Origin of the sequence: Novosphingobium sp. ERW19, from assembly GCF_012641315.1 — a bacterium.
Lineage (GTDB): Bacteria > Pseudomonadota > Alphaproteobacteria > Sphingomonadales > Sphingomonadaceae > Novosphingobium.
Window position 1 is genome coordinate 70,000 of record NZ_JABAIC010000005.1, and the last position, 13,651, is coordinate 83,650.

Genomic DNA, 13,651 nt, shown 5'->3' on the forward strand with positions numbered 1-13,651 from the left:
CTTGAGCTCGTACTTCAGCTGCGCGCCGGCGGATCGATATCGGCCAGTGCCAGTTCGATCAGGTTCTGCATCGCCGCGCGGGCGGCCGGGCCGTTGCCATCGGCGACGGCGTCGAACAGCACGCGATGATCGGGCAGCGGATCGCGCGGCAGCTTGCGCTTGCGCTGCTTGTAGATCGTAGTCCAGCGCACCGCCGCGGAGATCGTGCTGGCGAGCGAGATCAGTGCCATGTTGCCAGTGGCCTTGAGCAGCGTGGTGTGGAACGACTGGTCCGCCGCCTGACCCAAGGGCGAGGCGAGCGTATGGCGTGCCATTTCTTCGAGCGCGTGGCCCATCTGCGCCAGTTGCGCGCCGGTGCGGCGGGTAGCGGCGATTTCCGCAGCGGCCGGTTCGATGATCAGGCGTAGTTCAAACAGATCGTCAATCGCGGCCTGGCTGGGTTCGCCCTCGAACGTCCAGGCGAGCACGTCGGGATCGAGGATGTGCCAGCGCGAGGGATCGGTTATCTTGGTGCCCGCCTTGGGGCGGCTTTCGACCAAGCCCTTGGCAGCGAGGATCCGGATCGCCTCGCGATAGGCAGTGCGCGAGATATGGTTCTGTTCGGCGAAATCGACCTCGCTCGTCAACACGTGACCGGGCGGGTACTTTCCCGTGACGATCGCAATGCCAAGGTCACGCGCGATGCTGCCGTGCAGCCGCAACGATTTGTCAGACCTGTCGATCGCGTCCCCACCCTGTTCCTTGCTTCGCGACACCATAAGATCCTTTCGCCCCTGCACTCCTATTTGGGCGGAAATTCGACAAAGTCCAGCGGTTCGATGGTATGCTCATCAACCTGGCGTGAAACCGTTGTGGCAAGTCCGCGACTTCTGAACACAGACTTTTGTGAGCTAGTTGCGCGGTTCTTGAAGTGTAAGTTTCATTTGCAACTTCCTGCGGGTGCGCGTGTTGTAATCCAAGGTAAGTCTGGCAGGCACCGCTCCAGGGGAGGTTTGAAGATGAATGCACCACGCGAGAGCAAGACGACCATTGGGACCCGCAAACTGCATCCCGATACGCTGATGCTGAACTACGGCTATGATCCCTTCCTGTCGGAAGGCGCGGTCAAGCCCCCGGTATTCCTGACATCGACGTTCGTGTTCCCGACGGCTGAGGAAGGGCGCGACTTCTTCGACTACGTCGCCGGGCGCAAGGAGCCGCCGCCGGGGCAAGGGCGGGGGCTGGTCTATTCGCGCTTCAATCACCCCAACAGCGAGATCGTTGAAGACCGGCTGGCGGTTTACGAAGGTGCCGAGGCGGGCGTGGTGTTTTCTTCAGGGATGGCGGCGATCACCACCGCCATGCTGGCCTTCGTCAAGCCGGGCGAGGTAATTCTTCACTCACAGCCACTTTACGGCGGCACTGAAACGCTCCTGGCCAAGACCTTCGCACGGCTCGGCATTGCCGCCGAAGGCTTTTCGGATGGACTTGACGAAGCCGTGGTGATGGAGGCGGCGCGCCGGGCGATGGCGCGCGGGCGCGTGGCGCTGGTGCTGATCGAAAGCCCCGCCAATCCCACCAACGCGCTGGTCGACATCCAGATGATGCGCCGCGTCTGCGAAGCGGTAGGCGCAGAGCAGGGCGATCAGCGCCCGTTGCTGATGTGCGACAATACCCTTCTTGGCCCGGTCTATCAGCATCCGTTGCGGCACGGGGCGGACATTTCGCTCTATTCGCTGACCAAGTACGTCGGTGGGCATTCCGACCTTGTCGCCGGTGCGGCGCTTGGCTCGGCCACCCTCATGCGCGAGGTGCGCCTGCTGCGCAGCGCCATCGGCATGCAACTGGATGCGCACAGTTGCTGGATGCTGGGCCGGTCGCTAGAAACGCTGGGCCTGAGGATGGAGCGGGCCAATGCCAATGCCCTTGCTGCCGTGCGCTACCTTGCCGATCACCCTGCGGTCGAGAGCGTGGCACATCCGCACATGGCAAGCCCGGGTTCGCGGGAACGAGAGGTGTTTGCCTGCCAATGCACCGGCGCCGGTTCGACCTTCTCGTTCGACATCAAGGGCGGGCAACCGGCCGCTTTCCGCTTCCTCAACGCGCTGCAGATCTTTAAGCTGGCGGTGAGCCTTGGCGGCACGGAATCGCTGGCCAGCCATCCTGCCACGACGACCCATTCAGGCGTTCCGGCTGAAGCGCGCGACCGCTTCGGCGTGCGTGACGGCACGGTGCGCCTGTCGATCGGGATCGAGAACGAGGGCGATATCGTTGCCGATCTCGAACAGGCGCTGGCCGCCAGCGCGGGTTAGCGCTCAGGGGAGGCGGAAAGTCCACTTGCCCGCTTCGGATGCCGGATCGAAGCGGACAAGCCGCGGCGTGCTGGCACCGACGGCGGCGAGCGCGAGCGGCTTCATCGGATCGGGCGTGTTTTTGGGAATGATCCGGTAGGTTCCGTCGGCCAGCATGTCGATCCGCCAGAGTTGTTCGGGCGCCCCGCTGAATTGAGGGACTGCAACCACATCGCCCGAGGGCGTGGCGGCGAGCGCCCGGTTTGTGCCAGCGATGACGATCTTGACATATGGCGCGCCGAACCAGCCGCCAGCCCCGGCAACGGGCTCGATCGTCCAGTGCTGGTTGGGCCGCACCTGGTAGGCACCCATGTCCACTGGAATGTTGCCCTGCGGCCAGACGGCGCGGTTCTGCTCCAGCGTCTGGTCCGGCACGGGCTTGACCGGCTCCTTGGGCGGGCCGAACCCGGTCCACGACCACGGCAGGCGCACTTCGTCCACCGCCAGTTGCAGCGCGCCACCGCGTTCGGACTGGATCTCGTAGGTGCCGGGGCGCAGGTTCTCTTGCCCGACAGGCCAGCCGCTCTTCCACGTCAGCGGCAGGATTGCGAGGACGCTGCGCGCCGAGCGCTCCATGTCGGCCTCGTAGTGGAACGAGAATTTCTCCACGCCATCGCCGAGATCGACCAAACCGAAATGGCCTGCGCCGCGGCCCCGACCGTTCGATCCCCACACCAGCTTGCCGCCGCCTTTCAGCAGGGGCACGCCGAAGTTGTCGACATAAGGGCCGAGTGGGTTCCGCGACCGGCCGACGCGGATGTTGTAGGTCGAGTTGGGCCCGTCGCAGCAGGTGCCATGGGTGCCAAGCAGATAGTACCAGCCATCGCGATGGAGCAGCGCGGTCGCCTCCATGTCGATCGCGATATCGACGGGCTGGTTGCCGGGAAGGCGCTCAGCCGTCCGGGGATCGAGTTCGACCATGCGGATCGCGCCGAAGTAGGTGCCATAGCTGAGCCACAGGCGCCCCTCCGCGAGCAGGAAGGCCGGGTCGATCGCATCGTTGTTTTCGAAGCCATCACTGGATGCGACCGTGCCGACCTCGTGGAACCCGAACTCCTTGGAGGCAGGATCGAGCGACTTCGTCCACATGATCTTCACGTCGCTCTTGTGGCCGCCGTTCATGCCGCCACCGCCCACGGCCCAGGCCACGTAGTAGCGGTCGCCGAGTTTGATCACATCGGGCGCGACGCCTCCGCCGGGACGTACCGGGCCGCTGGCCCACGTCCAGCCATCGGAGGACACGAGCCCGCCCTTGCCGGTACCGAAAGTGTAGAATCGTCCCTCGGATTGCACGATCGTGGACGGATCGTGAATCCAGGGTTCGCCCTCCATCTGCGCGACGGGATTGCTCTGCGCGAGAAGCGGGGCTGCAATGCCGGCGAGGACTGCGGCGGCGAGGAGTTTGGTGTTCATCGCGGCCTCCTTCAGCGCAGCGTGATCTTGAGGTCGCGGATCGGCTGGCCCTTGCCATCGACAAAGCGGACCGCGAAATCGGACAAGCCCGGGCCGTTGATCACCGCGCCCTGCAACACGTTCCGCCCCTTTTTCAGGCCGAGCGCGGGCGAGACGACATCGTCCATGACCATGCGACGATCACCGAACAAGGCGGCGGCTTCCTTGCCGTTCAACCACCACATCGATGCGGAGTTGGAGCCGACGGCGAGGTGGGCGTCGGGCATGTCGCGTGGCGCCTCGATCACCGTCGTGGCCCAGAAGATCACGCCGTAAGTCGGCTTTCCATAGGCAGCGGCGAAGTAGAACAGCTTGGCGTCCCATTGCGCGGCGTCGAGTGCGTGCCAGGTGAGGGATGAGCCCTTGTGCGACACGGTCTGTCCATCGCTTGGCAATTTGCCGCCGAGGCCCGCAGTGCGGTCTTCGGAGAAGGCCTTGCGCACGTAGGCGCTGGTAAAGAGCTGGTTCGTGCGATTGGGCTTTGCGATCGGTTCAAGCAGCATCCAGCGGCGGACGAAACCATCCTCGTCAACCGAGGTGCTGCCGGTTGTCGCTGGGGCAAAGTATGGGGCGAGCGAAGGGGTGGCCTGTGAAACTGCGGGAGTGGCCGACGCGCAAAGCAATACGCTCGCCGCCGCAAGGAGAGTGGAGATTCGAATCATGTCATCCTCTCAAACTTTCTAATTGTATGAGTTAAATAGGATGAGGTTTCAACGATAATTATCAATTATAGCACTATAAAATAAGCCCGCGGCAAATCTGTCTGCCGCGGGCTTTCATCTTACTCAGACTATTTGGATCAGAACCGATTGAGCATGTTCTCCAGCCATTCCTGACGGCCCGAAACCGGAGCAGGCTTGAGATCCTGCGCCACGGCAAGATCGGCGATTTCGGCAAGGCTCGACTGGCGAATGGTTGTCCCAAGTTCGCTGTTCCACCCGGCATAGCGTTCGGCGCGGAAGGCATCGATGCGACCGTCGGCAATGATTGCCTCGGCGCGGAGCAGGGCCTTTGCGATAACGTCCACGCCGCCGATGTGGCCATGGAAAAGATCAACTGCATCAACTGATTGGCGGCGGACCTTGGCATCGAAGTTGAAGCCGCCGTCGGTGAAACCACCAGCGCGTTCGATTTCGATGCAGGCCAGGGTCAGTTCCTCTACCGAGTTGGGGAACTGGTCGGTATCCCAGCCATTCTGCGGGTCGCCGCGGTTGGCATCGATCGAGCCGAACACGCCGAGCGCGCCGGCCATCGCGATCTCATGCTCGAAGGTATGGCCCGAAAGCGTGGCGTGGTTGGCCTCGATGTTGACCTTGACTTCGTTCTCGAGGCCGAAGCGCTTGAGGAAGCCGTACACGGTCTGAGTGTCGAAGTCGTACTGGTGCTTGGTCGGCTCATGCGGCTTGGGTTCGATCAGGATCGTTCCCGCAAAGCCGATCTTGTGCTTGTGTTCGACCACGAGGCTGAGGAAGCGACCGAAGTTTTCCTGCTCAGTCTTGAGATCGGTGTTGAGGATCGTGTCGTAACCTTCACGCCCGCCCCACAAAACATAGTTCGAGCCGCCGAGGCGATGGGTCGCTTCAAGAGCATCCCGCACCTGGCTGGCACCCCACGCATAGACTTCCGGGCGAGGGCTGGTGGCGGCGCCGGCAAGGTAGCGCGGGTGGCCGAACAGGTTGGCCGTCCCCCACAGCAGCTTGCGGCCGTGCTTGGCCTGCAGCTCTTCGAGGTGATCGACGGCGCGAGCGAAGCTGGCGCGGAATTCGCCGATGCTCTCGGCCGGCGCCATCACGTCGACATCGTGGAAGCAGTAGAACGGCAGGTCGAGCTTCTCGACAAAGGCGAGAGCGGCTTCACGCTTGGCGCGGGCGGCGCCTTCGTCCTGCGGGCCGTTGAGCCAGGGGCGATCGAAGGTGCCGGCGCCGAACACGTCGCTGCCGGGCCAGCAGAAGGTGTGCCACATGCACACGGCAAAGCGCAGGTAGTCTTCCATGCGCTTGCCGAAGACCACACGGTCCTTGTCGTAGAAGCGGTAGGCAAGGTCGCTGGTGCTTTCCGGACCTTCGTAGCGGACGGTCGCGAATTCGTCGAAATAGGCTGCGGACATATGAAGTTACTCCTTGATCGGGGCGAGCGCGGCGTATGCGGCGCGGAAACGGGCGCGCTTGGGCGCTAATGACGCGGTGAGGCCGGAATCGGGTTCGATCACGGTGCGGACTGGCGGGCGGGTGCAAACCTCAGCGGCAGATGCGCCGGTGACAGCGATCTGCGCGAGGCGCGCACCGCCCAGCGCCGGGCCAACCTCGCCGCCGTGCAAATAGACGAGCCGCACGCCGAGCACGCTCGACAGGATGCGGCCCCAATGCGCACAGCGTGACCCGCCACCGATCACGCATAGTTCGTCGATCTGCGTGCCGGCATTGCGCAGGGCATCGATCCCGTCGGCATGGGCAAAGGCCACGCCTTCCAGCACTGCTGCGGCCATGCGTCCGGTGGTGCTCTCGTTACCAAGGCCGAGGAATGCGGCGCGAATGTGCGGATCGTTGTGCGGGGTCCGTTCACCGGAAAGGTAGGGCAGGAACAGCTCGGGGCCGCAAGCCGCGCCGGCCTGTTCGGCAAGGGCGAAGAATTCCGCCGGACCCGGCACGTTGCAGGCCTTGGCTGCCCAGTCGATGCACGAAGCGGCGGACAGGTGCACGCTCATCTGGTGCCACACTCCCGGCAGGGCATGGCAGAAGGCGTGGACGGCCTCGGCCGGGTTCGGCCGGAATTTAGCATTGGCCACGAAGATCACGCCCGATGTGCCGAGCGAAAGCATGCCTTGCCCGTCTGACAGTACGCCAACACCGAGCGCGCCTGCGGCATTGTCGCCAGCGCCAGCGACCACCGGCACGCGCTCCATGCCCCACGCCCTGGCGACGTCCTCACGCAGGACGCCGGTGACATCCGGGCCTTCATGCAGGCGTGGCATGTGGCTTTCATCAAGCTCAGTGGCCGCCAGCATCTCAGGCGACCATGACCGCCGGGCGACATCGAGCCACAGCGTCCCGGCGCTGTCGGACATGTCGCTCGCCTTTTCGCCGGTAAGTGCGAGGCGGACATAGTCCTTGGGCAGCAGGACGGTGCGTGTGGCGGCAAAGACGTCGGGTTCGTGACGGCGAACCCAGGCGAGCTTTGGCGCGGTGAAACCGGGCATGGCGATGTTGCCGGTGATTTCGCGCGCCCGGGGCTCTGCGGCTTCGATTTCGGCACATTCGGCAAAGCTGCGGCCATCGTTCCACAGGATCGCCGGACGCAGCGGCTTGTCGTCCGATCCCAGCAGGGTGGCGCCGTGCATCTGGCCAGCAAGGCCGATGCCGCGGACACCTTTGCGCAGTCCGGCATCGAGGCCGAGTACCGCCTTGTGTGCAGCCTCCACCCAATCCGCCGGGGCCTGTTCGGACCACAGCGGATGAGGGCGGGATACGGTGAGATCGGAACTGCTTTGCGCCAGGACCTCGCCGCTTTCGGCAGTGACAACCGCCTTTACGCAACTGGTGCCGACATCGATGCCGAGGAACATCAGTTTACTTCGCTTTCATTGGGTCGATCGTCTGGATCGTGCCGTCGGGGTTGAAGGTCAGCTCGGTCACCTTGACGTTGCGCAGGTGGTTCTTGTTGGAGAGCTGCGTGTCGGCATAGAACAGCCACCACTTGCCATCGTGCTGGACGATCGAATGGTGCGTGGTCCAGCCCTGCACCGGCTTCAGGATGTGGCCGGCGTACTTGAACGGGCCGTAGGGACTGGTGCCTATGGCATAGTTCAGGAAGTGCGTGTCACCGGTCGAGTAGGTGTAGTAATACTTGCCGTCCTTCTTGAAGACCCAAGAGGCTTCGAAGAAGCGGCGTTCGTGATCCCCGCCCAGCACTGGCTTGCCGTCTTCACCAAGGATCACCGCGTCGCGGGGTGTTTCCGCAAAGGTCTTCATATCTGCGTTCATCTTGACGACCTTGCCCGACAGTGCGGGCTCGTCGTCCTGCATAAGGTCGGTGTCAGAGCCGTTGGGATCGTACTTGCCGCTTGCCCAACGCTGCAGCTGGCCACCCCAGATACCGCCGAAGTACATGTAGGCAGTGCCATCGTCGTCCGTGAAGACGGCAGGGTCCATCGAGTAGGAGCCCGGGATCGCTTCCTTTTCGGCAACGAACGGTCCCATCGGGTTCTTCGACGTGGCGACGCCGATGCGGAAGGCGCCGAGGCCGTTCTTGTCCTTCGATTTGTCCCGCGCCGGGAAATAGAGGTAATAGGTGCCGTCCTTGTAGGCGGCATCAGGTGCCCACATCTGCTGCGAGGCCCAGGGCACGTCCTTCACATCGAGCGCGACCGGGCCGACCGTTACCTTGCCGCCAACCTTGTCCATGCTAAGCACGCGGTAGTCTCGCATCGCGTACTGGTTGCCCAAGTCATCGTCAGCTGTCGGCGTTTCGATGTCGTGCGAGGGGTAGACATAGATCTTGCCGTCGAACACGTGGGCCGACGGATCTGCGGTGAAGATTTCGCTGACCAGCGGCTGGTCGCGGAAGGCGCTGGCGTCTGCGCCGCCATTGGCAGGCTTTGCATCGGTTGCCGTGTTCGAGCAGGCCGCCAGCGCGAACGCGCTCGTCAGGCATAGAGCGAGGGTGGTGATCTTCGCCTTCATCATTTCATCCCCTTGCAGACCGGTGGTCCGGCCTTTCACGTGATTGCTCAGGCAATGATAGCGCTACCTAAACGAGACGGCAATCTGAAATATGGATTCTAATTACCCGAAGTCAGTAAACTTGGCAAGCGCAGGAGGTGCGTGTCAGTTCGCAGCGTTCCAGGCGGAAACCAACGCCTCTGCGCGGGCGCCTACAGTCGTTGCATCATCACCGGGTTTATAAAGGCTCCCGCCGACACCGATGCCGAACACGCCCGCCGCGCGATATTCCGCCACGTTGGCCGGGCCGACGCCGCCCACGGCCCAAACGCGGGTAGCCGACGGCAGGACTTCGCGAATGGCCTTGATATAGCTGCTGCCAAGGACCGATCCCGGAAACAGCTTTAGGTCCCGCGCGCCCGCACCAATTGCGGCAAAGGCTTCGGTGGGGGTCAGGAACCCGGGCAGGACGTCCATGCCGAGTTCGCGCGAACGGGCGATGACCGCGGGATCGGTGTTGGGTGAGACCAAGAATGTTCCGCCGGCACCCGCAAGCTGCTCGGCAAGAGCGATGCTGGTGACCGTGCCGCCGCCGAAAGCGCCACGGCTACCAAGTGCCTCGACCATGGCACTGATCGAACCGCATGGATCGGGCGAGTTGAACGGTACCTCGATCAACCGGATGCCTGCCTCCAGCAGAGCGGTGGCGACGCTGATGGCTTCCTGCGTGCGGATGCCGCGCAGTATGGCAACGATAGGCGGGGCGCCTTGGGCAAGGACTTCATCGACCGTCATGGGCGCAGGCTTTCGGCAAGAGTTATGGCGTGGGAAAGTCCGGCCACGACGGCACTCTCTCCATCGACCTGTTGCAATGACCCGCCGTGGTGTGCAATCGCACTCGCATAAAGCGCGGCAAGCGCGGGATCGCCGATCAACGTAACGTCCTGTGCCCCAATGTCGAACTGCGCAACTTCCGCGCCGATCAAGACGCCTGAGAGATAGCCCTTGGCCCAATCGCGTGAGCGGCCATCGAGCAGGCGCGCCGCGCGGGCCTCGAACAAGGTCCCGGGCAACGGCTCTGCCGAACGGGCAAGCCCGCGCCCGAAACCGTCGTCGAAGCTTCCCTCGCCGGGGGTGTCCGGGCCAGTCAGGGAGGTGTGGCCGGTGATCGCGGCAAAGACCTCGCCGGTGGGAGCCGTGCGGAAGTCGGTGATCGCGCCGTCGCAGGTGCTGACCCATTTGCCGTGGGTTCCGGGAAGGGCGAAAAGGCGCTCTCCTTCGCGCAGGGCCGGATTCAGCGCCATCGCGCCGAAGACCTGCGTCTCCTCGCCGCGCATCACCTCGGGCACGCCATCGGCGGTCCGGTAGGAAAGACCCGGCAGGATCTCGACATCGTGGCCAAGCACGCGCAGGCGGGTGCGGGCATGGTGCCAACCCTCTGCATCCACCGGGCATGGGGCATAAGGGGCCACGGCAAGGCCGGCGGGAGATCCGACCATGCCGCAAAGCGTTATTGCTTCGATCGGACCGGTTGCCAGCCACACTGACAGGAGCCGGGCCAGAACCCGCTCTGCCGGTTCGACCAGCTGCGTGACACCGGGTCCGTCGAGGCGTGCCGTGGTCTCGCCATTTTCAACGAGAAACAGGCGCAGGCGGGTGCTGCCCCAATCGCCGATCACGCGCCGTGCGCGGGCCGCCACGATCAATCCTCGAACGGTTCGACGCTGACCCGCGTCGCGCGCAGGAAGGCATCAGCAACAAGGCGCAGCGGATCCACATCGACATCGCTGCGGCCGGTGCGGATCAGCTTGGCGAAGCGGGCATAGAGGCCGGGATATTCGTTGTCCTCGTCATGGCTGGTGCCCGAAGGCAGCGTCAGCACCGCGCCGCCGCTCGATAGCTTGAGCATACCGGCATCGGTCTCCACGACAATGTTCCAGCTTTGCGGACCGGTTTGCCGCCAATCGAGGTCCATGTGGACTGGCGCGCCGGCGCTGTCGCGGAAGTTCAGGTCGGCAGCGATGGGGGCTGCGCGGTTGGCGGGGATTTCGAGCCTTCCGGACTGCAGGAAAATCGGCCGGGGCAGGATACGGGTTGCGATCGACAGGGCGTTGATGCCGGGATCGAAGACGCCGAGGCCACCCGGCTCCCAGATCCACGCTTGCCCCGGATGCCACACCCGAACGTCCTCGCGCCACGTGATCTCGACCTTGTCGATGCGCCGTTCGGCAAGCCATGCCCGGGCGGGGGCGACACCGGCGGCAAAGCGCGAATGCCAGGCAGCGAACAGCGTGGCGCCGACCTTGTCTGCCTGCGCTTCCAGCGCGGCGACTTCCGCCAGCGTCGCACCGGGCGGCTTTTCGAGAAAAACGTGGATGCCGCGAGCTAGAGCGGTGCTGGCCAGATCGTAGCGCACCTGCGGGGGCGTACACAGCGCGACGGCGTCGACAGCAGGACCGCTTGCCAACAGTTCATCCAGGCTGGCGAAATGGGGCACGCCATCGACCCCGCGGTCGTGCGGGCTGACGGTTGCGGCAAGCCCGAATGCGCCATTGCCGGCGATGGCGGGCAGGTGCTGGTCGCGGGCGATCTTGCCCATGCCGACAACGGCGATCCTGATCGGGTCCATGCGGTTAGAGTACCTGCACCTTGAGCGGAGCGGAAGCATTGCCTGCCGCCTGCGTCAGCGGATTGCGGCACGGCAGCGTGAAGGGCGCTGCCTCGATCTCGAACACATCGCCTACTTGCGTGCGCACTGCGTCGCTGAAGGAGAGCGTGGCGGTGCCGAAGAAGTGCACGTGGACATCGCCGGGGCGGCGGAACAGCTCGTACTTGAAGTGATGGTGTTCCAGGTTGGCGAGGCTGTGGCTCATGTTGTCCTCGCCGGTAAGGAACGGCTTTTCCCACAGAACCGCGCCATTACGCAGGATGCGGCTGGTGCCGCGAATGTCGGTAGGAGCCTCTCCGATCAGCAGTTCTGGGCCAAGGGCGGCGCGCCGCAGCTTGGAATGCGCCAGCCACAGATAGTTGTGGCGCTCGGTCACGTGATCCGAGAACTCGTTGGCGAGGGCGAACCCGAGGCGGAACGGCGTGCCATCCGGGCCGATCAGGTAGACACCGGCCAGCTCCGGTTCCTCGCCACCGTCCTGCGCGAAGCTGGGCATTTCCAGCGCTTCGCCCGGGCCGACGAGCTGGCTGCCATCACCCTTGTAGAACCATTCGGGCTGCTGGCCGACGCTGCCGTCACTTGGCTTGCCGCCTTCCAGACCTTCGAGAAACATGCGCATGGAATCGGTCTGGTGTGTAGCCGCTGCAGCCTCGCGATGCATCTTGTCGCGCCCTTCGGCCGAGCCGAGGTGCGTAAGGCCGGTGCCGGTCAACGCGAGATGGGCCGGGTCCTCGTGGTCGATCGGGGCGAGAAAATTGCCGGCAGCGAATTCCTCTGCAACATCCACTTGCGCGCCGGCCGGACAGGCCTTCGCCTCCTGCGCAAGCGTGGTGCCCGCAGCGATCGCGCGGCGAGCAAGGTCGGTCGTGCGCTCGACACCTGCAAGGACGTGCGCCAAGTCGCCATCGGCAAGGATGACGCTGCGCGTGCCGTCACTGGCGCGGTGCTGCAAGAGGCGGAGTGACATAGTATGGTCTCCTGTCAGTCGCTCAGAGCGTCAGCGTGCCGTCGATAAGGCGCGGCGCACCGTCGCCACGCGCATCATCACGCAGTTCGGGCGGCAACAGATCGGCGGCCAGGTTCTGATAGCTGACCGGGCGCAGGAAGCGGTCGATCGCGAGGCTTCCGACCGAGGTCGTGCGCGGGTCGGAGGTCGCCGGGAAGGGGCCGCCATGGACCATGGCATGACATACCTCGACGCCGGTGGGCCAGCCATTGGCGAGGATGCGCCCGGCCTTCAGTTCGAGCACGGGCAGCAACCGCGCGGCGAGAGCTTCGTCGGCGGCGTCCATGTGCAGGGTGGCCGTAAGTTGGCCCTCAAGCCCTGCAAGGACTGTGGCGAGTTCCGCCTCGTCCTTGCACACCACCACCACCGACGACGCGCCGAATACTTCGTGGCCCAGAGCCTTGTCGGCAAGGAACGCCTGCGCGGTGGTGCGGAACAGCGCGGCGTGGCCCTGCATCGCATCGCCGGCAACGCCTTCGGCCAGCTTTTCAACGTCGGGCGCGGATTCGAGCGCCGCAACGCCCGACTGATAGGCCTTGCAAATGCCGCCGGTCAGCATGGTCTGCGCGGTCGCGCTGCTGACGGCTTCGGTGGCAGCGGCGATAAAGTCTTCGAGGCCTCCGCCTGCGATGGCAAGCACAAGGCCGGGATTGGTGCAGAACTGGCCCGCACCCATTGTCAGCGAGCCCACGAATGCCGTGCCGAGCTCCGAGCCACGTGCCTTCAGCGCTTCAGGCAGAAGCAGGACAGGATTGATGCTCGACATTTCGGCATAGACCGGGATCGGCACGTCACGACCCTGGGCGAGGCGGACGAGCGCAAGGCCCCCGCTGCGCGATCCGGTAAAGCCGACCGCGGCAATGCGCGGGTCCTGCACCAGTGCCGCGCCAAGTTCGTTCGACGGGCCGACGAGATGGCCGAACACACCAGCTGGCAGGCCACAGGCAGCAACCGCGCGAGCGATGGCAGCGGCCACAAGCTCGCCGGTGCGCGGATGGGCAGGGTGGCCCTTGACCACGACCGGGCAGCCTGCGGCGAGCGCCGAGGCGGTATCACCTCCGGCGGTAGAGAAAGCGAGCGGGAAGTTCGATGCGCCGAATACGGCAACAGGGCCGACCGGGATCATGCGCAGGCGAATGTCGGGCCGGGGCAGGGGCTGGCGATCGGGCATGGCCGGATCGATGCGCAACTGCTGCCACGCGCCCTTGCGGACGACGTCGGCAAAAAGGCGCAACTGGCCCACCGTGCGGCCGCGTTCGCCTTCGAGGCGCGCACGGGGGAGGCCGGATTCGCTCATGGCCGCTTCGATCAGATCGTCGCCAATTGCGAGAATCTCCGATGCTATCGCTTCGAGGAACGCGGCGCGCTCTTCGCGACTGGTGGCGCGGTATGTGTCAAATGCGGCGGCGGCGGCGGCGCAGGCGGCATCGACTTCGGCGGGGCCGTGGACGGCAAAGGCAGGGCCGATCGGCTCACCCGTGGCGGCGACCACGGAGCGGAATTCTGTCATCAAAAATCTCCTGATTTAGTCTGACAT

Annotated in this window: 12 protein-coding genes; 1 reads left to right on the forward strand and 11 read right to left on the reverse strand. The window is 64.6% G+C overall.

Annotation, left to right across the window (positions count from 1 at the left end):
- Positions 1–14: 14 nt before the first annotated feature.
- The gene (locus HGI46_RS11290; RefSeq protein ID WP_346766715.1) at positions 15–755 is read right to left on the reverse strand and encodes a FadR/GntR family transcriptional regulator; all 741 of its coding nucleotides are present in this window, start codon (positions 753–755) and stop codon (positions 15–17) included.
- Between the two features lie 243 nt (positions 756–998).
- Between HGI46_RS11290 and HGI46_RS11295 the strand changes: the two genes are divergently transcribed.
- Positions 999–2,291: a cystathionine gamma-synthase family protein gene (locus tag HGI46_RS11295; RefSeq protein ID WP_168904256.1), complete on the forward strand. Its 1,293-nt coding sequence runs from the start codon at positions 999–1,001 to the stop codon at positions 2,289–2,291.
- 3 nt (positions 2,292–2,294) lie between these two features.
- Here the strand turns inward: HGI46_RS11295 and HGI46_RS11300 are convergent, their stop codons facing one another.
- From HGI46_RS11300 to HGI46_RS11345, 10 genes are all read right to left on the reverse strand, one after another.
- Entirely contained in the window at positions 2,295–3,743 is a 1,449-nt protein-coding gene (locus HGI46_RS11300; protein ID WP_168904257.1) for a family 43 glycosylhydrolase, read from the reverse strand.
- Between the two features lie 11 nt (positions 3,744–3,754).
- Positions 3,755–4,444 (reverse strand): acetylxylan esterase, encoded by a 690-nt coding sequence (locus HGI46_RS11305; RefSeq protein WP_168904258.1) that lies wholly within the window; start codon positions 4,442–4,444, stop codon positions 3,755–3,757.
- Positions 4,445–4,581: 137 nt separating this feature from the next.
- Positions 4,582–5,889, reverse strand: coding sequence for a xylose isomerase (xylA, locus tag HGI46_RS11310; RefSeq protein WP_168904259.1), 1,308 nt, complete (start codon positions 5,887–5,889; stop codon positions 4,582–4,584).
- 6 nt (positions 5,890–5,895) lie between these two features.
- The gene (gene xylB, locus HGI46_RS11315) at positions 5,896–7,344 is read right to left on the reverse strand and encodes a xylulokinase (protein WP_168904260.1); all 1,449 of its coding nucleotides are present in this window, start codon (positions 7,342–7,344) and stop codon (positions 5,896–5,898) included.
- 4 nt (positions 7,345–7,348) lie between these two features.
- Positions 7,349–8,461 carry a glycoside hydrolase family 43 protein gene (locus HGI46_RS11320; protein WP_168904261.1) on the reverse strand — a complete coding sequence of 371 codons (1,113 nt, stop codon included), beginning with the start codon at positions 8,459–8,461 and terminating at the stop codon, positions 7,349–7,351.
- Between the two features lie 144 nt (positions 8,462–8,605).
- Positions 8,606–9,235 (reverse strand): 2-dehydro-3-deoxy-6-phosphogalactonate aldolase, encoded by a 630-nt coding sequence (locus HGI46_RS11325; RefSeq protein ID WP_168904262.1) that lies wholly within the window; start codon positions 9,233–9,235, stop codon positions 8,606–8,608.
- Entirely contained in the window at positions 9,232–10,140 is a 909-nt protein-coding gene (locus HGI46_RS11330) for a 2-dehydro-3-deoxygalactonokinase (protein WP_346766716.1), read from the reverse strand. The genes HGI46_RS11325 and HGI46_RS11330 overlap by 4 nt, the downstream gene beginning before the upstream one ends.
- A gap of 2 nt (positions 10,141–10,142) precedes the next feature.
- Positions 10,143–11,069, reverse strand: a complete 927-nt coding sequence (locus HGI46_RS11335) for a Gfo/Idh/MocA family oxidoreductase (protein ID WP_168904263.1) — start codon at positions 11,067–11,069, stop codon at positions 10,143–10,145.
- Between the two features lie 4 nt (positions 11,070–11,073).
- Positions 11,074–12,075 carry an AraD1 family protein gene (gene araD1, locus HGI46_RS11340; RefSeq protein ID WP_168904264.1) on the reverse strand — a complete coding sequence of 334 codons (1,002 nt, stop codon included), beginning with the start codon at positions 12,073–12,075 and terminating at the stop codon, positions 11,074–11,076.
- 22 nt (positions 12,076–12,097) lie between these two features.
- Positions 12,098–13,624, reverse strand: coding sequence for an aldehyde dehydrogenase (NADP(+)) (locus tag HGI46_RS11345; protein WP_168904265.1), 1,527 nt, complete (start codon positions 13,622–13,624; stop codon positions 12,098–12,100).
- Between the last annotated feature and the right edge of the window lie 27 nt (positions 13,625–13,651).

Bases quoted from the DNA above. Each gene is read 5' to 3' on its own strand.
- HGI46_RS11320 (WP_168904261.1), bottom strand. From the start codon at position 8,461: ATGAAGGCGAAGATCACCACCCTCGCTCTATGCCTGACGAGCGCGTTC.
- HGI46_RS11300 (WP_168904257.1), bottom strand. From the start codon at position 3,743: ATGAACACCAAACTCCTCGCCGCCGCAGTCCTCGCCGGCATTGCAGCC.
- HGI46_RS11305 (WP_168904258.1), bottom strand. From the start codon at position 4,444: ATGATTCGAATCTCCACTCTCCTTGCGGCGGCGAGCGTATTGCTTTGC.
- HGI46_RS11335 (WP_168904263.1), bottom strand. From the start codon at position 11,069: ATGGACCCGATCAGGATCGCCGTTGTCGGCATGGGCAAGATCGCCCGC.
- xylB (WP_168904260.1), bottom strand. From the start codon at position 7,344: ATGTTCCTCGGCATCGATGTCGGCACCAGTTGCGTAAAGGCGGTTGTC.
- araD1 (WP_168904264.1), bottom strand. From the start codon at position 12,075: ATGTCACTCCGCCTCTTGCAGCACCGCGCCAGTGACGGCACGCGCAGC.
- HGI46_RS11325 (WP_168904262.1), bottom strand. From the start codon at position 9,235: ATGACGGTCGATGAAGTCCTTGCCCAAGGCGCCCCGCCTATCGTTGCC.
- HGI46_RS11345 (WP_168904265.1), bottom strand. From the start codon at position 13,624: ATGACAGAATTCCGCTCCGTGGTCGCCGCCACGGGTGAGCCGATCGGC.
- HGI46_RS11295 (WP_168904256.1), top strand. From the start codon at position 999: ATGAATGCACCACGCGAGAGCAAGACGACCATTGGGACCCGCAAACTG.
- xylA (WP_168904259.1), bottom strand. From the start codon at position 5,889: ATGTCCGCAGCCTATTTCGACGAATTCGCGACCGTCCGCTACGAAGGT.